20 protein-coding genes and 2 pseudogenes are annotated in these 19,912 nt (G+C 67.8%); 10 read left to right on the forward strand and 12 right to left on the reverse strand.

Going from position 1 to position 19,912, the window contains the following annotated elements; all coding sequences use genetic code 11:
• Nucleotides 1-7 precede the first annotated feature (7 nt).
• Nucleotides 8-1,396, reverse strand: coding sequence for a hypothetical protein (locus OG927_RS33685; RefSeq protein WP_330321393.1), 1,389 nt, complete (start codon nucleotides 1,394-1,396; stop codon nucleotides 8-10).
• Between the two features lie 9 nt (nucleotides 1,397-1,405).
• On the opposite strand from OG927_RS33685, the gene OG927_RS33690 reads away from it, so the two are divergent.
• Nucleotides 1,406-1,870 (forward strand): hypothetical protein, encoded by a 465-nt coding sequence (locus OG927_RS33690; RefSeq protein WP_330321629.1) that lies wholly within the window; start codon nucleotides 1,406-1,408, stop codon nucleotides 1,868-1,870.
• Here the strand turns inward: OG927_RS33690 and OG927_RS33695 are convergent.
• From OG927_RS33695 to OG927_RS33705, 3 genes and pseudogenes are all read right to left on the reverse strand, one after another.
• Nucleotides 1,794-2,056: pseudogene (locus OG927_RS33695) on the reverse strand (ATP-binding protein); the annotation flags it as partial. The gene OG927_RS33690 and the pseudogene OG927_RS33695 overlap by 77 nt on opposite strands.
• A 252-nt stretch (nucleotides 2,057-2,308) precedes the next feature.
• Complete coding sequence (locus OG927_RS33700) at nucleotides 2,309-2,881, reverse strand: S1 RNA-binding domain-containing protein (protein WP_330321394.1); 573 nt, start codon at nucleotides 2,879-2,881, stop codon at nucleotides 2,309-2,311.
• Between the two features lie 176 nt (nucleotides 2,882-3,057).
• Nucleotides 3,058-3,915, reverse strand: coding sequence for an acyl-CoA thioester hydrolase/BAAT C-terminal domain-containing protein (locus OG927_RS33705; protein ID WP_330321395.1), 858 nt, complete (start codon nucleotides 3,913-3,915; stop codon nucleotides 3,058-3,060).
• A gap of 191 nt (nucleotides 3,916-4,106) precedes the next feature.
• Here OG927_RS33705 and OG927_RS33710 point away from each other — a divergent pair, with 191 nt between their 5' ends.
• Genes OG927_RS33710 through OG927_RS33720 form a run of 3 tightly spaced genes read left to right on the forward strand, consistent with a single transcriptional unit; the run spans nucleotide 4,107 to nucleotide 6,624 of the window.
• On the forward strand, nucleotides 4,107-4,397 hold the full coding sequence (locus tag OG927_RS33710) for a hypothetical protein (RefSeq protein ID WP_330321396.1): 291 nt from the start codon (nucleotides 4,107-4,109) through the stop codon (nucleotides 4,395-4,397).
• Nucleotides 4,391-4,987, forward strand: coding sequence for an RNA polymerase sigma factor (locus tag OG927_RS33715; protein ID WP_330321397.1), 597 nt, complete (start codon nucleotides 4,391-4,393; stop codon nucleotides 4,985-4,987). The genes OG927_RS33710 and OG927_RS33715 overlap by 7 nt, the downstream gene beginning before the upstream one ends.
• Nucleotides 4,984-6,624 (forward strand): IclR family transcriptional regulator domain-containing protein, encoded by a 1,641-nt coding sequence (locus OG927_RS33720; RefSeq protein ID WP_330321398.1) that lies wholly within the window; start codon nucleotides 4,984-4,986, stop codon nucleotides 6,622-6,624. Before OG927_RS33715 ends, OG927_RS33720 begins: the two co-directional genes overlap by 4 nt.
• Before the next feature lie 229 nt (nucleotides 6,625-6,853).
• Here the strand turns inward: OG927_RS33720 and OG927_RS33725 are convergent.
• The 3 genes and pseudogenes from OG927_RS33725 to OG927_RS33735 all read right to left on the reverse strand — a co-directional run.
• Nucleotides 6,854-7,099, reverse strand: a pseudogene (locus OG927_RS33725) (DNA helicase); the annotation flags it as partial.
• A 22-nt stretch (nucleotides 7,100-7,121) separates the two neighbouring features.
• Nucleotides 7,122-7,316 (reverse strand): hypothetical protein, encoded by a 195-nt coding sequence (locus OG927_RS33730; RefSeq protein WP_330321399.1) that lies wholly within the window; start codon nucleotides 7,314-7,316, stop codon nucleotides 7,122-7,124.
• Nucleotides 7,317-7,667: 351 nt separating this feature from the next.
• Nucleotides 7,668-8,222 carry a hypothetical protein gene (locus OG927_RS33735; protein WP_330321400.1) on the reverse strand — a complete coding sequence of 185 codons (555 nt, stop codon included), beginning with the start codon at nucleotides 8,220-8,222 and terminating at the stop codon, nucleotides 7,668-7,670.
• Between the two features lie 246 nt (nucleotides 8,223-8,468).
• Here OG927_RS33735 and OG927_RS33740 point away from each other — a divergent pair, with 246 nt between their 5' ends.
• Nucleotides 8,469-9,047, forward strand: a complete 579-nt coding sequence (locus tag OG927_RS33740; protein WP_330321401.1) for a hypothetical protein — start codon at nucleotides 8,469-8,471, stop codon at nucleotides 9,045-9,047.
• Nucleotides 9,048-9,168: 121 nt separating this feature from the next.
• On the opposite strand, the gene OG927_RS33745 is transcribed toward OG927_RS33740, so the two are convergent.
• On the reverse strand, nucleotides 9,169-11,010 hold the full coding sequence (locus OG927_RS33745) for a hypothetical protein (RefSeq protein ID WP_330321402.1): 1,842 nt from the start codon (nucleotides 11,008-11,010) through the stop codon (nucleotides 9,169-9,171).
• A 148-nt stretch (nucleotides 11,011-11,158) separates the two neighbouring features.
• Here OG927_RS33745 and OG927_RS33750 point away from each other — a divergent pair, with 148 nt between their 5' ends.
• Nucleotides 11,159-14,254: a DNA/RNA non-specific endonuclease gene (locus OG927_RS33750; RefSeq protein WP_330321403.1), complete on the forward strand. Its 3,096-nt coding sequence runs from the start codon at nucleotides 11,159-11,161 to the stop codon at nucleotides 14,252-14,254.
• A 323-nt stretch (nucleotides 14,255-14,577) separates the two neighbouring features.
• On the opposite strand, the gene OG927_RS33755 is transcribed toward OG927_RS33750, so the two are convergent.
• A complete protein-coding gene (locus OG927_RS33755) occupies nucleotides 14,578-14,901 on the reverse strand; it encodes a LexA family protein (RefSeq protein ID WP_330321404.1) in 324 nt (107 codons plus the stop codon).
• Nucleotides 14,796-15,041 (reverse strand): hypothetical protein, encoded by a 246-nt coding sequence (locus OG927_RS33760; RefSeq protein ID WP_330321405.1) that lies wholly within the window; start codon nucleotides 15,039-15,041, stop codon nucleotides 14,796-14,798. Before OG927_RS33760 ends, OG927_RS33755 begins: the two co-directional genes overlap by 106 nt.
• 102 nt (nucleotides 15,042-15,143) lie before the next feature.
• Here OG927_RS33760 and OG927_RS33765 point away from each other — a divergent pair, with 102 nt between their 5' ends.
• From OG927_RS33765 to OG927_RS33775, 3 genes are all read left to right on the forward strand, one after another.
• Nucleotides 15,144-15,407, forward strand: a complete 264-nt coding sequence (locus tag OG927_RS33765) for a hypothetical protein (RefSeq protein WP_330321406.1) — start codon at nucleotides 15,144-15,146, stop codon at nucleotides 15,405-15,407.
• A 57-nt stretch (nucleotides 15,408-15,464) separates the two neighbouring features.
• Entirely contained in the window at nucleotides 15,465-15,827 is a 363-nt protein-coding gene (locus OG927_RS33770; RefSeq protein WP_330321407.1) for a hypothetical protein, read from the forward strand.
• A 461-nt stretch (nucleotides 15,828-16,288) separates the two neighbouring features.
• Nucleotides 16,289-17,362, forward strand: coding sequence for a hypothetical protein (locus tag OG927_RS33775; RefSeq protein ID WP_330321408.1), 1,074 nt, complete (start codon nucleotides 16,289-16,291; stop codon nucleotides 17,360-17,362).
• A gap of 415 nt (nucleotides 17,363-17,777) precedes the next feature.
• On the opposite strand, the gene OG927_RS33780 is transcribed toward OG927_RS33775, so the two are convergent.
• Nucleotides 17,778-17,909, reverse strand: coding sequence for a hypothetical protein (locus tag OG927_RS33780; RefSeq protein ID WP_330321409.1), 132 nt, complete (start codon nucleotides 17,907-17,909; stop codon nucleotides 17,778-17,780).
• Between the two features lie 86 nt (nucleotides 17,910-17,995).
• A complete protein-coding gene (locus OG927_RS33785; RefSeq protein WP_330321410.1) occupies nucleotides 17,996-18,826 on the reverse strand; it encodes a hypothetical protein in 831 nt (276 codons plus the stop codon).
• Nucleotides 18,827-19,036: 210 nt separating this feature from the next.
• On the opposite strand from OG927_RS33785, the gene OG927_RS33790 reads away from it, so the two are divergent.
• Complete coding sequence (locus tag OG927_RS33790; protein ID WP_330321411.1) at nucleotides 19,037-19,897, forward strand: YwqG family protein; 861 nt, start codon at nucleotides 19,037-19,039, stop codon at nucleotides 19,895-19,897.
• The last annotated feature ends 15 nt before the right edge of the window (nucleotides 19,898-19,912 follow it).

Raw genomic sequence — 19,912 nt, forward strand, 5'->3', positions numbered from 1 at the left:
TGCAGGGTCAGGACAGCCGGCCGGAAGGGGCCACCAGCCGTGCTCGGGCCGCAGCTCTCACCTCAGTCGTCTCCATCGGATCATCACGTAGCACGGCGATCCGTCCCAGAGTCTCCGGGTTCGTGGGTGCCGAGTTGATCCCCAGCAGCCGCGTCGTTTCCTCGCAGTCCCAGAGGGACTCGGTGTACACGTACTCCAGGCCGTCCCGGTCGATAGCGGCCAGTGCCTCCAGGTAGGCGGTCCGCTCGTACGAGTGCGGGGTGTGCAGCAAGAAGCGCCGCAGATAGGGAACCGCCCCGGCAGCTTCCGGTCCGAACCGGGCCAGGCGCCGGGCCGTCCGGTCGGGACCGCACCAGGCCCCCGCTGTCCACTGTTCGACGAGTTCGTCCACCAGCCCCGGCAAAACCTCGGTGCCGCCATGGTCGGCCAGGACGTCCGCACCCAGCTGAGCCAGCCAGGGACTGTCCTCCTGTGCCCAGCCGTGCGCAGCTAGTACGGCGAGGGGGCCTAGGCGCTCAACGGCCCGCCGGAGCAGCGGCAAGGGTCGGTTGCCGCCCGAGGTGCCCAGCGAGGGCACCAGCGGGATCAGTCCTTCAGCAGGCTTGCGGCTGTTCAACACGCGCAGCGCGTCGACCTTGGTGGCGCCTTCCGTGCGTATGTCGGCGAGTAGAGCGAGGAGTTCTGCGGTGCTGCACCCTGCCAGTGACGAGCGCGCAACGAACGGACGGTTCTGGACCTCGATACCGAACCGCGTCCACGGCTCGGAGAACCAGGGAAGCTCCGCTTCTGCGCCGATCCGGGCTCGTGCGGTGCCACCGAGGTCTTCCCACCACGCTGGCGGCCAGCCGGCTGCCAGCGACTCCAGTACACGGACCCAGTGCTCGCCTTGGCGGACATACACCCGAAGCCCTTCCCTGGCGTCGCCCGATCCGGCGAGAGCCAGCAGCACCAGCACCTCGCATGCGCGCAAGCAAGCCTCCTCATCCCCCGCCAACTGGTCAACGATAGGCATGGGGGACAGGTCCATATCATGGACCAGCCGCGCCAAATACAGAGACCGTTCGTCGGTCTGGTCCCACCGCCAGTCACTGCGGATCCCGTCGTACACGAACCCAGCAGATCGCTGCGGATCATGGAGCGCTCGCACCGCACCCAGGCCACGCCCCCGTTGCAGCAGACCCTCCACGGAGTCGGGGAGGGCATATGACATCTCGCACTCATCGCTCATCACCCGGCACCCTGCCCGACCCGGGTGCTGATCCGCCAGGCGATATCGGTCGGGGCCCACCGGACAGGCCCTCCCGATCGAACACAACCGGGCCACGATGAAGATGGTCCTGTCGAAACTCTTGATGTCGATAGCGTGTGCGATCACGGGTTGCGGAGTCTGCTTCATAATCCAACTGTGGACATATCCGATGAGGGACAGCCGCTCGATCCCATCTGGCATGAGATCAACAACAACATGTTTGGCGGCCTGGCAGGAGCCCCGAGTGCATCGTGGGTGGCCGAGCGGTTCATCGGGGCCGGCTGGAGATCCCAATCCGGCTCGTCGTGGGAGTCGTATGAGGTCGAGACCAGCTGGTGCCGCATCGAGGTCGACCCGACCGACGGGGACACGCTCCTGAACGGAGTTGTCGATCCTCAACGGTTCGAGGATCTGGCTGCGCTGCTGACCCGGTTCGGTCTGCGGTTCAGTCTTGAGCTCTATGACGATGACGGGGAACTGCTGCGGGAGATCGAAGCTGAAACCCCGTCAGCGCCTCATGCCGCAGCTCCGCGGTCTCCCAGTCGGCTGCTCGCTCCGCTTGGGCTCGGGCCGACGCGAGCCGGTAGGAGTCGGTGCCGGTCTCGACGATGGTGCCGTTGAGCCGGTCGACGATAGCCGCGCAGAGCCTGGGGTCGGTGAAGGTCTTGGTCCAGCCGCCGAACGACTCGTTCGAGGCGATTGCGACGCTGTTCTCTCCTCGCGTTCGGTCAGGACCTGGAAGAGCGGTTCGGCGCCGTGGCGGTCGAGTTCCATGTAGCCGAGCTCGTCGATGCAGAGGAGATCGACCAGCCTGGCCGCTTCGACTTCGGGACCATCCCCGCATGCGCGGGGAGCAGGCGGGTCAGACACCCCCGCAGACGCGGGAATGAAGCAAATCGAGAACCCGTAGCGGTCGCAGCAAGGTCGTTCTACGCCGCAGCTGTCCCGCCAAGTGCCGTGATCGCAAAGGTTTACCGGCCCTGGGGCGTGTGACTTCATTTGACTGGGCAGACGTGCAGGAACACTCGCGCAATGGGACTGTCGCTGAATCGCAGCGCATCACAGGCCAGCGAATGAGCCTTGTCGTCGGGAGAGGGCTAGCCTGCGTCGTTCCCGGTCGATCTCGGTGACGACCACCGTGATCTTGTCGCCGACCTGGACGACATCTGAAGGAGTCTCCACCGGCGTCCAGGCGAGCTCCCGCAGGTGAACCAGCCCTTCGATTCCGTCGGCGACCCGGACGAAGACACCGATCGGGATCAGCTTGGTGACCTGGCCAAGGAGATTCTGCCCCACCGCGATGGTGTCGGCGAATACCTCAAAGGGGTCCAGCTGCGTGGCCTTGAAGGACAGTCTGGCCTCGAGGTTCCACGTGTCGAACTGGAGGAACTCGCATGAGACGCGCTGTCCAACCTGCACCACCTCGGAGGCTTCCTCGAAGCGTCGCCAGGACAGTTCAGCGAAGGAGATGAACCCGACGCCGGTAAAGACCGGATGGGCGGGTCCGTCATCCAGCGCAACGAACACGCCGAACCGTTCGATCGCTGCGACCGTGCCGGAAAGGAAATCGCCGCAGTCCAGTGACTCCAGGAAAGCCCAGAGTTCCGGGTTCTCAGACGCTCCACCCATCATGCTCCCAGCCTTTCACGAGGAGCTGCGTACTGGGCAAAAAAGCGTGCTCACGCTGCAGTCTCGAGGGGACGTTCGGGAGAAATGACGTCAGTACATGTGACGGCCCGCCGTCGTCGGGGTGGCCGGGCCGTCCAGCCAGGACCGCTCGGTGTCGGAACGGCAGCGAGACCGGTCTGTCAGCCTCCGCTGCCGAGCGCGTCCAGAATGTGTGGCCAGGCAGCCGCGCCCAGGAGGGCGTCAGCATCGGGCGTGCCTCCGTACTGGAAGCGCGGGGAGGCCGATGCCTGGGTCTCTCCCGGAAGACGTGGCCGGTGGCCGGCATCGGGGCGGGCAATCAGCCGCACCTGGGCCCCGGCTGAGCGCCGGCGCTGCGCCAGCTGTTCGGCGAAGGGCAGGGACGGCCACATCGCGTCGTCGCCACCCGCGACGAGCAGCAGTTCAGCCCGGGCCCTCTCCACGGGTATCTCCGCTGGGGGAACCAGATGGCTGAAGGTCCTCTCGCTGAGTTCGTACCATCCGCGGATGGCGACCGGACCGCTTGCCGGTTGTGTGGCCGTCCAGGAATCATCCATCGGCACGAAAGGAAGCGGCTGCTCCCGCCACGTCCATGACGATCGATGAGGCAGCCGTTCGCCGTCGCGGCCTGGTCCGACGTTGCACCAGACCCGCGAGGTCGGCGACAGTGCCATCACCACGTCCACGCGCGGGTCGTGCACTGCGGTGAGCAGTGCTGCTTCAGCCCCTTTGGAGACGCCAAGGATGCCAATCCGGCGAGCCCCGCCGTCGTGGAGAAGGTCGACGGCGGCGACAAACGTTTCCAAGGGGACCTCGCAGATTCCCGGAGACTGTCCTGGACCGCCGAACCAGCGGATCGCCAAGGCCGCGATTCCCTGCTCGGCAAGGATGCGGGCTCTCTCATAGTCGATGCGTCCGCTGGAGCCCGCCAGGACCAGAACGCCGACATCAGCGCCGGCAGCGGGAGCAATCAGAACGCCTTCCCACGGGTCGGTCAGCTCGCGCTCTGTCAGTTCCACGTGCTCTCCCTGCGGTCCGCCCCGGGCGGTCAGGTTAGGTCAACGATTCGGTCAGGCTTGAGCTGCCTCCCATGCCCCTTCGATCAGTTTCGGTGCTCTTCGGTCTCTCAGGGGAGAACGGCCGGGGGCGTGCCGTCAGGTCGGGTGTAGGCGCTTGTCAATGCGCCCTGGAACTCATGGAGATCAAGTCGATGACGTCGTCCTTGGACGTGGCCGGGCTCGTCCCGGCTGTGGCCGCTGCCGTGCAGGCAGCGGCCGTCGTGGTGCAGATGTACTGGGGGCGCCGGCAGCGCACTGCCGAGACGATTCAGAAGCCCGCCGACCTCGAGGCAGTGCGAAGCCGACGGAACAGCAGCCAGGCGGTTCTTGTCCAGGTCCGTGTGTGTCCTCACGTCGCGGACGAGGTCGCCGTCTCCGTCTGCCTCGGAGGCAGCGCGGCCGGTATGGAGCTGGAGCCGTCGAAGGAGGACGGCCCGTGGTAGACGGCGAGGCGCCAGTGAGGCCATCTTCTTTCTCGGAACTGGAGCAGCGGCTGCTGGACTGCTACGAGACGTTCATGGCGGCGGAGCCGCTGATTCTGCGGAAGAAGACCAACCGCGAACTGTCGGCGGCGGCATGCCAGGACGTCGCCCAGGAGGCGTTCGAGCGGGTGCGGGAGAAGATCATTTCAGGCAAGCTGGATGCCGAGGTGAAACTTCCCGCGTACCTGCGCACCACCTCGCGGAACCTGGCCGTTGATGTGCTGCGTGCGCAGAAGCGCTTCCCCATTCTGTACGACACGGACCTGGTGACTTCGGTTCCTCTCCAGCGGCGGGCGGCAGAGGACGTCGATCCGCTGGAGGAACTGGTAGTTCCAGCGATCGATGCCATGCCGCGTACCCAGCGCCGCAAGGTTGTACAGCTGCAGAGTCAGGGACTTGAAGACCCGGAGATCGCCAAAGCCTTGGGCATAGCCGCGGATCGGCTCCACAAGGACAGGTACGCGGCCGTCAGCGAGTTGCGCAGCAAGCTGGGTCGGCACATCCGCGATGGGCACCGTAAGCAGACACGACGCGTGAAGAGGGACGGGTGACGGCAGTGCGCCGCTTCAACAAGGACAGCGGCGGGGGAACGCCGAAGGCCCCGGCCAGGATGCTCACGCCCAGGGGCCGGTTCTCCGGCTTGGCGGACTTCTGGGACCGACCGGACGGCGGCTTCGGTCCTCTCGACGACCTGAATAGCCTGACTGCTGTCGCCCGGCAGCGGGCGAATTCGCTGTACCGGCTGGGGTCGAAAGCCTTACTCCGCAACGAGCTGTCGTCGGCCGCCGACTTGTTGGGAGAGGCTGCGGCTGCCGGGCACCCGGGTGCACTGTTCAGGCTCGCCTTGGCCGCACTGCGTACTGGGGACGGGTGGACGGAGGACGCCTGGTTCCTGATCGCTGAAGCTGCCCGGCACGGGCACGGCGACGCCCGAAGGCTCCTCCTAGCTCGTAGCAGCCTCAGCACGGCACCCGCGGGCGGCACGGTTGGCGACGTCGAGGACGAGACTTTCCTGGAGGAGATCCTCGGGCACCTGAGTGAGTTCCCGGACCGGAGCGATCCGGCTGGCCCGACTTACGGTCCTGGCCTGCCCGAATGCAGCGCGGAGAAGGGCGCTGCCTTCGATGGGGCAGAGCAGCTGGTCCTCGTGCCTGCTCCCGCTCTGCCTCTGCTCTCCGGCACCGCACAGGACGGGGAAGCGGGAACGGGGCGGCCGCGGCTGACCGCGCTGACGGGTGGTCTGGTGCTGCCTGTCCCCGATCTCCGGGAGGCGCCATCGAGCGCACACAGGCTGGTCCTACCGGGCGGGGAGCCGTGGTGGTCGGCCAACGCCCTGCGGCCGGCCCTTCTCACGCGGATGGCACGCGCCAGCTCGATGCCCGTGGTCGTGCCGGTTCAGTGGCAGGCCACCCAGCGGGCTCGCGATCTGCTCGCGCTGATCCACCAATCCGGCGGCATCGACACCCGCGCCCTCGTGCGCCGCACGCGGGTGTCGATGCATCTCGTTGTGCGGCTGCTGGACTGGCTGCGCGAGCAGCAGTTCGTCGAAACTATCGACGGTGCTCACTTCCCTGGTCCTTTGATGGCTCTGGCCACCCGGCCCGATACGCATCAGAGTCTGCTCGCGGACGCGCTCGCCGAACTTCGTGACGACCTCGGCGCGGCCGTCTACATCAGCGATTACAGCGACGGGGAGATCATCATCCAGCAGTCCTCCTCCAGCGCTACCGCGCCGGCGGTGTTGGAGGGAGCGCCGTTCGGTGTGACTGGACACGCCAGCGCGATCGGTAAGAGCCTTCTGGCCCAGCTGCCGTTCCCGGCCCGCATGGAGCACCTCAGCCGCTATCCCTTTGTCCAGCTCACCGACCGCACTATCACCAACACGCACAAACTGCTCGAACGGCTTGACGACCACGGACCTCACGCTGCGCAGTTCGACCTTCTCGAGTACTCGGACTCCGAACTGTGCGTTGCGTTCTCGCTTGGTCTGCCGGAGCGTGCCTCCAGCATCGCCATCTCCCTGCCCTTGGCCGAGCACGAACGCCTCATCAATACAGCCGAGGCGCTCAGCCGCAGAGCTACCGGGCTCCTCTTGGTCCACCTGCTCACAGACGACCTGCATAACCAGTCAGAGAATCCCCGTGCGGCGGGAGAGGGGTGGTCAACGTCCCAGGGGGCCCTTCCCTGACAAGCTGCCGGCGGTGGGAGGCTGCCGACAGGCGGCTGCCGACCAGTTGACGTGCACGGCACGGCATCCCACACGTCCGTATGAGCCCTTCCTACCCCGGGATGCATCCTGCCCTGTCGCGGTTCGCTTTGAGTTCAGACCACGGGCTGCTGCCGATCGTGGTCTTGAAGACTTTCGTGCGGTGTGCCCGTTGCGCCGGGTGAGCGGAGTCGCGCAGTGGCTGATGCAGCTATGTCGTCGGCGGGTTGCCGTTGGGGTGCTTGTGGATCCAGGACCAGGCCTCCGAGATCAAGGCGGCTTCGGCTTGGGGTGACAGCGACGTAGGCGAGGCGGGCTTCTGCGTTGTCGATCGGGCCGGGAACGGGGTTGCTTTCGCGTCTTGCTCCTCGGTGTCTTTCGGTGGAAGGAAGTCGTCGATGATCCGCACGTGCGCCCATTCCCGGCCCTTGGCCCGGGGAGCGGTGGAGATGGTGACGTGCGGCTGGCACGGTCGGCCATTACGTGGTGAGAGCTACGCCGGCGACCAGGCCCACGACCAGCGCGACGAGGAGGCTGCCGCCCCCGATCGCGACACCCAGCGGCTTCTCCATACGGGGGTGGCGGTGGGTGACGTAGGCCAGGCCAGCCAGGACAAGCCCGGACACCAGGACCAGGAGCAGCCCGACGAACAGGACAAGGGTGAGCGTGGACATGGCGGTTCTCCATTTCAGTGGGTGCGCTCCGGCTGAGCGCGGCCACAGTCCGCAATCCCGGACGGCGAATCGAGTTCTCGCGAAAATCCGTTTCCGGTCCACCGCAGAGCGGTCTCTGACGGGACGTGGAGCGGATTCGCGAGCGCTTGACGAACCGGCGGTGCGGCCTGGTGGGCAGCACGATGAAGCACCGAGGGGTTAGCCCCGCAAGCCCGCTTCGAGGGATCCCGGACGACCCTTCCGAACTCTTCGAGCGAGTGGAACGCCCGGTACACGGAGAGGAGCCAGATGTCTGCGAGCTCCTGAACCCGCCCGCGACACCGTCGGCCGCCACGGTGGGGCAAGGGACAATCAGGACGGGGGCTGATCCGCCGGCTGCTGCAGACCGAGGTCGCGACGCATCGCCTCACGCAGGGCAACCAGGCCGGGCCAAAGCCCCTCGATCCGCTCCTCCAGGGTGTCCACGGTCTCTCCCGGGCTCCGGGAGCCGGTGTCCAAGCGCTTGACGAGGCCATAGATCTGACGCAGCCCACCATTGACACGGCCGACCACTCCCAGGACATCGTTGGAGGCGATGATGTGGGCTTCCGCGTGCTGGGCGACGTAGGCGTCCCAGCGTTCCTTCAGTTCCTCACGGCGTGAGTCCTCCAGGGCCTCTTCGCGCCGCAAGTCATGCATACAAGCCGCCAGGGTGTCGCGGACCGTTCGGGCTGCCGCACTGAAGCGGACATAGGCAGCCTGCCGTTCCTCAGTCAGACGGCTCGCCCGGGCCTGCGCCAGGTCCTCCTGCCGGTGACGCTCGATACGGTCCTGCTCCCGCCGGTGCACCCGCTGCGTAAAGCGCTGTGTCACCAGAACCGACAGCAGCGACACAGCGCTACCGATCACAGCCGCAGCCAGCGTCAACGCCGCTCCACCCACAGCCCTCACCCCTCCCCATACCCTGCACGCACCGTATACAGCACCGCTACGCACCGCATGCCTTTCTCTTCTTCTCGTCCCACGTATTAAGGCCGGGGATCTTCTTCCTGTAGCCATGTACACCCGTTTGAATGAGCACATCGAGCATCGGGGGGCGCCATGATGGCGGAAGAGTTCGGGTATCAGGTGTCGCCGAGACCGGCATCCGAAATGACTCCGACCGTCGGGGCAGTGGTGAACGCAGAGCTGGACAGGGCGAAGAACGAAGAGAACCAGACGCCTCCTGGTTGCGCGATACCGGTTGCGCTGATGGCCCTCCTTGTCGCCCTCTTCAACAACGACTTCCCACCGATCGGGCGCCTCCTCTTTGCGGCTGCCGCCATCACCATGTGGATCTGGTCGGTACGTGATGAAAAGAAGCTCGAAGCGAACAAGCAGGCTGCAGAACGGAAGGCGGCTGTGGCGCTCTCGAGTCCCTGGCAGGTGTGGCCCTGCCGCTTGGAAGAATTACCCGGGGGACAGGGCAAGGGGATGATGCTGCTCGCCCCGGACAAGACGGTCGCGTGCACCTTCAGCTCTCCCGTACCGGAAAGCATCTGGGTCGGTACACCGGACGGTCGCGGGGTGTTCTGGTTCGCAGGCGACTTGCGCTTCGGGGGGCTGATGTCCGTCCCTGGTGGAAGTCCCCTCTGGTGGGCCCATCCCATACCGACGCCACCTACGGTCGCACCCACCGGCCGCAGACAGGAAGCGCTCGAAGGCGCGGTCATCGACGAAGCCGTCGGGTTCGCCTTCGACGAGTGGCTGTAGGTCTTCCGGAACATTCACGTACGTACGTCGGCGGATGTGAGGGCCTGAGCACCGGGGCGCGCTCACAGGTCGGGGAATGGCGTGCCCTCGCAGATGCCGGACCGTCAGGCCGGCGGGCTGTTCAGTTCTCGCGGGTGAAGGTGAAGGCGCGGGGCGCGGTTCCGTCGGGTGCGGCCATTTCCATGTGCATGCTCCCGTTGTCGGGGCGGGTCATGGTGCGGCTGGGGGTCTGTGTGCAGAAGCCCTCGGGTTCCGAGGCGGTGACGGTCTCCGGGCCGAAGGCCAGGGTGTCGCCGGCTGAGGCGAGGACGGAGAAGCCCTCGCAGTGGTGGGCGTCTCCGTCCCACGTGAACTCGGCACGCGCCGTGCCGGGAACACCCTGGCGGATGGTCATGCGGACCGTGGAGGTGGGGTCGTTCCCGTCCTGGGCACGCCAGGTGCCCACGTAGGCAGTCGGCACGGCACTGTGGGAGGAGGCTCGGTGCAGGGGGACGGTGATGCCGTCCGACTTCCAGGTCAGGCCTGCGTCACCATCGCGCCGCAGAGCGATGTCCCCGGCCGGTGTGCAGAGATGGGCGGGGGTACCGGACGTCGGTCTGGGTGTGATGACGAGGAGGGCACCGGTGGAGCGGAGGGTTCCCTCGGCCTGGCACAGGGAGGTCCGCGACAGGGTGATGACGTCGGCGATCTTCGCGCCCACGGCTCCCTTGCGGACCACGATCCTGCGCAGGGAGGGGGCCTGTTCACCGGGCTCGGTGAATTCGCCTTCCCAGACACCGACGTAACGGTCAGGAACGGTGGAGGTGCTGCGGGTCCGGACAGGTGCAGGCAACGAGGACAGGCCCGTCGAGGGGGTCGGTGACGGCGTCACAGAATCGGTGGGTGAAGGGCTCACGGACGGGGCCGGGGACGAGCCGGGTGCCGCAGCCGCAGGCCCGGGGCCCTTCTCCCCGGCGGCTTGGGGGGACTCGTGGTCGCGCATGCCGAGCGTGGTGACGACGACGGCCCCGGACACCACGGCGGTGAGCGCGACGGCGGCCGCTGTCGCGACGAGGGCGGTCCGCCACCGCGACGACCGGCCCCCGGCTTGCGGCCCCCCGGACACCTCGGACGCCCCGGGTGAAACGGTCGGGGGCAGAGCCATCGCAGGGCTGGAGCTTGCCTCGACCCCGTACAGGACCGTACCGACGCCCGCGGTCCGGGCGCTGAGGATCCGGGCAGCATTGTGCTGCTCGGCCAGCGCTGCCCGCGAGACCAGCAAAATCGCGGCCGCACCGCGTGACGCCGCGGCGTACCGGGCCGGCAGAGCCGTATCGTCACCGCGGCCCCGACCGCCGGGGCTCTGTTCGGTGTCGGTGGGGTGGGGTGCCGGCAGGAAAGCCGCTGCCTCGTCCCGTACGCGGGTCACCGCGTCGTGGACCAGGCGGACCTGGACCAGCCGGTCCTGCGCCTCGCGCAGATCACCCGCCGCCTGCGTGCTCTGGGCAGCGGTCAGCGGTACCGGAGCCGCCACCCCGGTAGAGCCGGTGGATGTGGCCTGCATCTGAAGGCCGGCGATGACACCGAGAAGGATATGGATGAGCCGCTCGGCGTCCTGCAGAGTCGTCGTGGCCTGACCCAAGGCCTGCTCCGGACTCACCCCCTGATGAACATGGTCCGGCTCCGCAGGGGCGGCGGGCCGCTGCGCGGCGACCGCCTCCGCGTGCAGGCGCCGCGCCCTTGCCAGGAGCTCGGTGCGGGAGCGCGCGTCTCTGACCGTGTCGTGCACCAGGCTCTCGAGCAGATGCAGGTGGACCGTCTTCGTACCCGCCCGGTACTCGCCCCAGAGAGTCTTGCCGCCCGCGTACCGGTCGGCGAGCTCGCGGACCGTGAGGTCCTTCGTCAGATTCCGCAGGAACACCGCCAGCGCGTTGGCCTGCTCCGACTGCCCCTTGGGCCCGCCCTGCGGACGCCCAGCCTTCACCACCGTAAGATCCCCCGTTAGTTGTCCGCGTTGTCCACCGCTTCCACAGCGTCCCATCTGCGCTTACGCATAACGGCAGTTGAGGACAATCAGACCAGGACACAGCGTGAGAGCTCCAGCACTTCCCGGCCAAACCCTGGAGCATCCCGTGACCCGTACATCCGTGAGGGGCCGCGCCCGGTCCCGCACCGGCAGAACACCGACCGTCCTGCGCCGCGTCGGCGTCGTCCTGGCCGGTGCGCTGACCGCCGGCATCCTCTCCGCCTTCCCCGCCCTCGCCGACGAACCCACCACGGCAGCCGGCACCCCGGTCCCGCTGGGCTCGGTGACCGCGACCGCCGACGACCAGCTCTTCGCACTCGCCGCCGACCACACCGCCGTCTACCGGTACAGCGGGCAGGGCACCGACTGGACCAAGGTCGGCGGACCTGCCGAGACCCTCCACGCGGGAGGTGCCGGACTCTTCGCGACCAGCCCGGACACCGGGAAGGTCTTCAAGTACGACGGGACGCCGGAAGCGTGGTCGCAGATCGGCGAGGCGGGTGCGGACTTCGCCGTCACCGGTGACCGCCTCTACGCGCTGAACCCCGACCGCACCGCCGTCTACGAATGGTCCGGCCAGGGCACACAGTGGGCGAAGGTCGGCGGGCCGGCCAAGGACCTCGACGCGGGCGGCGCCGGACTCTTCGCCACCGCCCCCGACGACAAAATCTTCAAGTACGACGGTGCACCCGAAGCCTGGACCCAGATCGGCGACCCCGGTGCGGACTTCGCCGTCACCGGCGACCGCCTCTACGGCATCGCCGCCGACCGGTCCGCCGTCTATGAGTGGTCCGGGCAGGGGACGAAGTGGGCGAAGGTCGGCGGGCCCGCCCAGGACCTGCACGCCGGCGGCGCCGGACTCTTCGCGACCGACCGAACAACCGGGCAGCTCAACAAGTACACCGGGCAGCCCGACTCCTGGACCCAGACCGGCGAACCCGGTGCCGCATTCACCGTCAGCGACACCCACCTCTACGGCCTCGCCCCCGGCGGGACCGCGGTCCTGCAGTGGGCCGGTACCGGCACCGACTGGACACCCCTCGGCGCACCCACAACCACACCCACCCCAGCACCACCGGCACCCCCGGCACAGGAGACTCCCCCGCCCACGCCGCCCGCGCCCGCTCAGCCGCAAGAGAGCACACCGGTCGCACCCGAGGCCCAGGAATCCGTCCCGGCCCCGCCCCCGGCAGAAGCACCGGAAGCCGCGGAGGCTCCGGCCGTCCCCGGTAGCGAAGGCGAACCGCCGCCCGAGGGCGAGTCCGGGCAGCGGGAGACGGTCCCCGCTCCGGCCCTGCCCGCGGGAGCGTCGGACACTCTGAACGAGCACACCGTCCGTATCGCCGTGACCGCACAGGACGACCTCTACACCCTCGCCGCGGACAACAGCGGCCTCTGGAAGCGCGGCAGCGACGGCTGGACATCACACAGCGGCCCCGCGAACGCCGTCCACGCCGGACGCGCCGGCGTCTTCATGAACGGGCCGGACAGCGAGCAGATCCGCAAGTACGACGCGGACACCCGCGCCTGGGAGCCGATCAGTGGCTCCGCCGGGCAGTTCGCCGTCACCGGCAAGCACCTCTACCGGCTGACCCCGGACGGCATCGGGGAATGGCACGGCGACACCTGGACCAAAATCGGCGGACCCGCCAAAACCATCTACGCCGGGCGGGCGGGCCTCTTCGCCACGAACCCCGACACCGGCGACCTCTACAAGTACGACGGCAAGCCCCACAAGTGGACCCGGATCGGGGGGCCGGGCGCCCAGTTCGCCGTCGGCCACGACCACGTCTACGGCATCACGCCCGACCACAAGGCCGTCTACGAATGGTCAGGGAAGGGCACCGACTGGACCCGGATCGGCGGGGCCGCGAAGGAACTCTACGCCGGAGGAGCCGGCCTCTTCGCCACCAACCCCGACACCGGCAACATCCACAAATACAACGGGACACCCGGCTCCTGGACCCAGATCGGCGGACCCGGCGCCACGTTCGCCGTCAGCGACACCCAGCTCTACGGCCTCTCCCCCGACCTCACCACCACCTACCGCTGGAACAACACCACCAACACCACTGCGGACGCCGGCACCGGTGGTGACTGGACCCGCCTCGGCGGAGCCGCCGACATCGCACAACAACAAAAGGACGAACAACTCCTCGCCGCCAACTGCGCACCGGGCCGCGACTGCGTCAAGGAATACCGCGACGCCAAGAAGACCCTCGAGACCAGCCTCACCGACTGGCTCAAGGACAACAGCCTCGACATCCTGCTCGACACCTTCGGCATCGACAACATCGTCAAATGCTCCAAGGGCGACCCGGGGAAATGCCTCTGGGCAGCCGTAGACGTCGGCGGCTCCATCCTCGGTGTAGGGCTCCTCAAGAAGGGCGGCAAACTCTCCAAGGCCCTCTACCGCTTCTCCAAGGACTACCCCAAATTCATCGAGAAGACGAAGCAAGCCAAGGACGCGTACGACACCCTCCGCACCACCATCGACACCGCTCGCAACATCGTGGTCCAGAAGCGCGAGCTCCTGGACAGGAACGCGAAGGACCTGGCTGACGATTTCAAGGCGACCAAGCCCGACCGGGCCGACTGCCGGCGCAACGGCGCAGGCTGGCTCGACCTCGGTACACGCGACGCCGCACACGGATATCGCGCCACGGCCATGAACGCCTGCCTCGACACGGCCTACCTGACGACCCACGCCAAGCGGGGCAGCCCAACGACGTCAGTGGTCAGGCCGCCGGGCTACCAATGGGCGACGTCCACTGCCGGCTACCTTCGCATCAAAGACATTCCCCTACGCATCAACAACTGCCACCTGCTCGGCAAGCAGCTCACCGGCAGTGGCGAAGATCTGGACAATCTGGTCACCTGCAGCCGAGCCGCCAATGCACAAGTCACGGGCGACGACGGATTCGCCAACGACATGGCGGCTCTGGAAGGGCGCGTCAAAACAGCCGTGGACGGCGGGCAGGTCGTGCGCTACCAAGTGACGCCCGTCTATTCAGGCCCCCGTACCGTCCCCGTGAAGCTGGAGATCTCCGCCATCGGCATGTACCCGGACGGCCGCCCGGGCGGCCTTCTCGTCAAGAGGGCCCTCGAGAACAAGCTCTTTCAACCGCAGACCCAGATATGGCACAACCTCGGCCTGTGGGTCATGAACGGCAAGGCAGTCCCCACCGGCAGCACGCCCTGAACTCGACCCGGCCCACACCTTCCGCCCCTCACATCGAAGACCTCCCGCTCCTGAAACCCAGCCTCAGCGGCGGTCCGATGCAGAGGAGGCGGAAGGGCAGCAAGCAAACCCCTACCTGCCGCTCCTCCTGCAGCCCATGGCGATGACACCCGACGACTGACACCGGCGACCCCTGGCACCATTCGCTGCACCCATAACTGACCTCCCCACGTGCACTGCGCAGATTGCGCACCCGCTCGGTGCGCTTCGAGGGAGCGGCGCGGGAGCATCGCGCGGATTGCGCACCTTGCCGCGTACCGGATCCACGTCGCAGGAAGGACGCCTCAAACGCACGGGCGGCAGGAGCGCCACCGGTGTCCGGCCGGGCTGGTAAGGCCCCGGGCTCCCAGCCGGCCGAGCTGGTAGGCGACCGGTCCGGTGCTCGCCAGACCCACCCGCGCCCCGATCTCCCGGTCAGTCGGCGACTCCCCGTGCTCGGTGATCAAGTCCTGGATCACCCGCAGGATTACCGCCTGCCGGTCGGACAGGACGCCCGGCCGGCTCACGCCGTCCTCGCCTCGAGCTGCCCCTGGCGGCGGGCAAGGCGCCTCAGCTCCACCCGGGCCGCGGGGACACGGCCGCCAGGAGTGGACCAGAACGGATGCCACTGGATCCGGACCGACAAGACCAACAGGCGACGGCGCAGCGCGGTGGTGTGGCGGGGGCGGGGCGCGGCGAGCTCGCGGTAGGCGGCGTGCCAGGCCCGCTGGGCCTGGACCAGGTCGTCGGGGAAGGGGAAGGGCTCCATCCCCTGATTAGAGCACCTGTTCGATTTGTGGTGCATCCTCGATCAGGGAGACTTCACCCGATCGAAGGGCACGGCTGATAGGTGGGTGGCACGCTGGCGCGCATGGACGAGCTGCGCCGACGGGTCTACGGAGCCGGCCACGATGATCCTCACGCCTACGCCGTGCCCGGACGCGACTACGTGGAACTGGTCGGCGGGCCGCTGGACGGGCTCCTCCTGGACGTCACCAGCCTCACCCACCAGGAACGTGCCACCGGCGCCAAGCTGATCACAAGCCAAGGCCAGTTCGGGCCCGGCGGCCGCGCCGACTACGAACCGCGGGCCGGCGACCACGGCCGATGGGACTGGGCTGGCGACGTCCCCTGACCCACCCGTCAAAGCAGCCGACGCACCATTTACACGCGGGATATTCGGAGGAAGTACATGCAGGAGCAGCGTTCGCAGCGGCCGACTCCGGAGCAGTGGGAGGACGTGGTGAGCATGCTGATGAAGATCCAGGGCACCCTGGCCGCCTCTATCGACTCTGGCGTCGTGGAGGATCACGATCACCACGTTCTGGGGCTGCCGTCAGGGCTGGCGGGAGCGACGCCGGGTGGTGCCCGGATCGAGGCTGCTCTTCACGCGGTGGTGGCCGTTCGGCATCTGGTGCAGCAGGCAGTGCGCGGAACCGAGCTTCCCGGTACGCCGGTCCTGGAGCGTGCGCAGCGGCACTTTGCCATCTCTGGCGGGTATGTCGCTACCACGGGGGAGGCGGAGCTGCACCAGCGCATCGGCCGTCACCGGTAGGTCCAAGGATCGAAGGGCGGATCATGGACGCGGTTCGTCATCGCGGCGCCGGCAGCTGAGGAAGAGATCGCTGGCTAAGAAGCCGTTGTTCTATCGGTCTTGAGTGCGGTGTGATCGAAAGCGACTGCCGGATCGGATGAATCTGCTCGTGTCCGCGCATGAGGACAGGGCATCTCGTACAGTTCGGAGTTGCTGCGACACCGAGCACGACGAACCGCTCCCGGAGCAACTCCGCGTCGCGCAGCTGGGCAAGAACCGGGTCCGTTTTCTGACGCAGCACCTCAACGCGCCTCCGGCACTCCGCTCCCGTTCCTCCAGCAAACCAACCGTCCCCATATCAAGGTGCGCGATGTCCGGTCGCAGGCACACAATGCGAGTCCAGCCCCGGGGCGCGGTCCCAAGGGTGGCAGCGGCGTGCGGCGCTGACGACAGCCGCAGTGCGCCCTGAGGAGCTCCGACGCATGTCACGCAGCGAAGACGCTGGCCGTCAGAACAGTCCCGACGGCCACGAAGACGGGGTGCGACCTGATACGGGCCCCGTGAAGCTCCGCTCCTTCGTCCTGTGCAAGTACGACGAGGCCAGACGCCGGGGTGACATCGATGACTGGACCGACCATTCCGACATCGGCGCCTGCTTCGATGGACGCATCCTGACGGCTGAGGAGTATCAACGGACCGAGGACCGTTACATCGCGGCTGCCGACATCCTCGCGAGAGCGGCCGGCGCCTCGCACTTCACCCTGAGGAACGTCTTCCTGCACAGCCCTCCGCCGGCCTGGCTCGGAGAGGTTTACGAGGGCCGAATCGTCGACAAGACCTCAGCCCTGCGGATGCTCAGAGGGCACATGTCCGGAGACACTCCCGCTGCCTGGTTCGACAGCGAGAAGATGTGCATCATGATGGGCTTCGACTTCTACATGCACGTACAGATCCCTGAGCGAGCCCTCGCGTCTCTCGATGAGATCGAGGAGATGGGCCTTTTCGTCTTGGGAGACCAGGAGCAGGACGAAGACGAGGAAGTGCACGTCTCGCGGCACGCCGATGACACCTTCTGGACTGACGTGGCCGGGAGGGTGGCCGTCAGGTCGTCCGCACAGCAGCAGGAAGCCCGGACGCTTGTCGTGGAGCGCTGGGCCGGCGGAAGACTCGGTCACCGGTTGTGGTTCGTGGCAGCCGACGACCTCTCTTCGGTGGCCGCATCGGTGCGACGTCAGGCGCTGATCTCCGCCTTCATCGATCTGGAGATCCACGCGACCTCTCGGGGCGAGGTCGCGCGTGCCGTGGAGGCCGCACGGCGGGCGCAATCGGACGATGACGGAGCAGACGTGGTGATCTTCCCGCTGGCCGGCGACAGAGAACTCCGCACCGTCACCGTGGAATGGGATGACCCCTTGCCGGACGACGGTGACCTGCCCCCAGGACAGGAGTTCGGGGTATTCCCGTGGCCGGCAGAGGACGCGGTGCGCCTTGAGGCGGTCGTGCCGGGAGACGACGGTTGTGTCACCGCCCGTTGGGTGGCCTCTTCGACATCGTGATGCCGCCTCGGGACCTTCACGGCTCATCGCGACTCCGGACCGATTCCGCTTCAGGGGTCGTTGCCGTATCGATCGTGGGCGGTTGCTGATCGATACGGCAGTCCCGTTCGGGTGGTCGCGATGCGACAGCCGCATAAAGGCAGGGCCTTCGGTGCAGCTCCTGGGTGTTGAAGCCAGAGAAGCATGGGAGGTACTTTTGTCGCAGTTCTGCGCCTTCGTGCGGGCCGGGTCCAGTCCGCTCCCCATACGCCGCGCCCCCTTGCGCAACCGATCCATCAAACCAGCCACCACTGACAACACGTCACCGAAAGATCACTTCCAGTCACGGCTTGATCCGAACGCCGAGACCACGTCTTGATCCGGACGCGGAGACCATGCCCTCCGACGGCGACGCCCGCACGCGCGCATGCAGGGATCAGCAGCTGGCCAGGGTGTCGCCGGTGCAGGTGTCGGTGCCGAAGCCGCCGTTGGCGGTGTCACCGCCGTCCTGGGCGTCGATGCTGTCGTTGCCCAGGGGCCCTTCCTGGTCGTTCGGACCGGTCGGCACCCGTACACCGCCACGCCCGGCGGCTCGGAAGCCGGCCGGGCGCAGCGGGACGCCGTTCGCCCGAGGGGCGGGCCCTTTGGTGGGGGTCAGGGGCAGGTGACCAGGACGATGGACAGCACGTTGCAGGTGGTTGCGGCTGTGTTGTTGGCGGGGTTGGTGTCGGTCGGGGCGGAAGCGGTGCGCTGGCCGGTGACGGTGACCGGACCCAGGCTCAGGAGGCCGAGCGGGACGCGGAAGGTTTTGTTCACGCTCGCTCCGTTGGCGACGGCTCCGTAGGTGCAGGTCACGGTGGATGCGGCTGTGGTGCATCCGGTGGAGAGGTTGGTGGCTGAGGCGCCCGGCGGGAGTGTCGCCTTCACGGTCGCGGAGGTGACCGCGTCGGGGCCGGTGTTGCGGGCGGTGAGGGTGTAGGTGAGGTAGGGGACGAGGATGCCGAGGTGCGGTTGTGCGGTGACGTCGATGTCGATGTCCGCGGTCGGCGGGGTGGCGATGGTGGTGGACTGGGCCGCGGTGTTGTTGCCGGGGACCGGGTCGGTCTCGGTGGCGTTGGCGGTGGTGGTGGCGGTCAGGGTGCCGGCCGCGGTCGGGGTGACGTTCACGGTGATGGTGGCCGACGCGCCGTCGGCGACCGTGCCCAGGGTGCACGTGATGGTCGGCGCGGTGACGGCGCAGGAGCCCTGGGAGGCGCTGGCGGAGGTGATGGTGCGGGCGGTGCCGGAGAGGGTGATCGTGGCAGTGGTGCCCGTGGCGGTGTCAGGGCCGTTGTTGCCGACAGTGGCGGTGTAGCTGAGCGGGTCGCCGGCGTTGACCGGGTCGGCGGCCGCCGGCACCGTGGAGGAGGAAGGCATCGAGCCGGGCGAGGCCGACAGCTCCATCGCCATGCGTGCCGTCTGCGCTCTGGCCGACCTCCCACTCACCCTGAGCGCCTTGCGTCAGGTTCCGCTGGTAGTCCTGCCATTCGGCTGACGGTGCTGCCCGTGACGTCGGACGGGCGAACGGCACCGTCCGACCGCCGGGGGTGTCTTCGGGGGTCTGCTCGTGGCGCCCTGTCGTCGACCGCCAACGGGTGTTCGCCGCACGGGAGATACGCCAAAGCCGCCCTCCGCTTCGTTCGATACGGTGCGTCCATGACGTCTGCGATACGGGACCGGTTCCGTCCCTTCCGTGAAGAAGCCGAGGCCCACGGCGTACCGGCCGACGATGTGGAGCGGTGGCTTGCCACAGCCCGTCCCTGTGCCACCCTGACACTGTCCGACGACGACACGGGACCGGTGGTGGGACGGTTCGGCGGCCCCCTGCTGCTTCCTGCCGACACCCCGGACCCCGGACACCCCTTCGTGGCCTCGATCGACCTCGCCGCACTGCCGGCCGGCGCGACGGACCTCCCCTTCCCTCCCGACGGCCGGTTGCTGCTCTTCGCCCGGCCCGAGATCGGGGACCGCACTTCCATGGGCACCGTGATCCACGTGCCAGCCGACGCGGCCGTCACGCGACGGGATCCGCACGCCTGGAACCCGAAGAACATCGCCGAGTACGACAGGGTGTTCGCGAGCTATCCGGAAGGGCCGCTCCGGGCGCGGCCCGACGTGTCGCTCCCCCACCACCAGTTCGTCATTCCCCCCGGCGAGGAGGAAGCCGTATACCTTCCCGGGCATCCCTACTGCTCCGAACTCGTCGAGATCTGGGAGGACACCAGGGCCCTCATCGCTCCCTCGGCGCAGATGCAGATCGGAGGATACGCGGATGAGGAGGCTGTTGAGTTCGACCCGGTCGACGTCGCGGCATCCGTCGCGGCGCAGGCGGTGGACGCCGGCCACTGGGACGGCCCCGTCTCGGACGACGTGGTCGACTGGGTGCTCCTCGCCGACTGGTATGCCGGGGACGTGGAGGGGAGGGAAGGCGCGACCGTCCACTGGGTGATCCAGTGCGAGGACCTCGCGGCCCGACGCTTCGAGCGCGTGTTCACCACCGTCTTCTGGAACCCCTGAGCAGGCCATGACGGG

It is taken from the genome of Streptomyces clavifer (assembly GCF_036345975.1).
GTDB classification, from domain to species: domain Bacteria; phylum Actinomycetota; class Actinomycetes; order Streptomycetales; family Streptomycetaceae; genus Streptomyces; species Streptomyces clavifer.

What these genes read in the sequence shown, in the direction of transcription:
- OG927_RS33765 (WP_330321406.1), top strand. Translation starts at nt 15,144, where the DNA reads ATGGACGAGCTGCGCCGACGGGTCTACGGAGCCGGCCACGATGATCCT.
- OG927_RS33685 (WP_330321393.1), bottom strand. Translation starts at nt 1,396, where the DNA reads ATGAAGCAGACTCCGCAACCCGTGATCGCACACGCTATCGACATCAAG.
- OG927_RS33770 (WP_330321407.1), top strand. Translation starts at nt 15,465, where the DNA reads ATGCAGGAGCAGCGTTCGCAGCGGCCGACTCCGGAGCAGTGGGAGGAC.
- OG927_RS33760 (WP_330321405.1), bottom strand. Translation starts at nt 15,041, where the DNA reads ATGGAGCCCTTCCCCTTCCCCGACGACCTGGTCCAGGCCCAGCGGGCC.
- OG927_RS33710 (WP_330321396.1), top strand. Translation starts at nt 4,107, where the DNA reads ATGACGTCGTCCTTGGACGTGGCCGGGCTCGTCCCGGCTGTGGCCGCT.
- OG927_RS33775 (WP_330321408.1), top strand. Translation starts at nt 16,289, where the DNA reads ATGTCACGCAGCGAAGACGCTGGCCGTCAGAACAGTCCCGACGGCCAC.
- OG927_RS33790 (WP_330321411.1), top strand. Translation starts at nt 19,037, where the DNA reads ATGACGTCTGCGATACGGGACCGGTTCCGTCCCTTCCGTGAAGAAGCC.
- OG927_RS33730 (WP_330321399.1), bottom strand. Translation starts at nt 7,316, where the DNA reads ATGTCCACGCTCACCCTTGTCCTGTTCGTCGGGCTGCTCCTGGTCCTG.
- OG927_RS33700 (WP_330321394.1), bottom strand. Translation starts at nt 2,881, where the DNA reads ATGATGGGTGGAGCGTCTGAGAACCCGGAACTCTGGGCTTTCCTGGAG.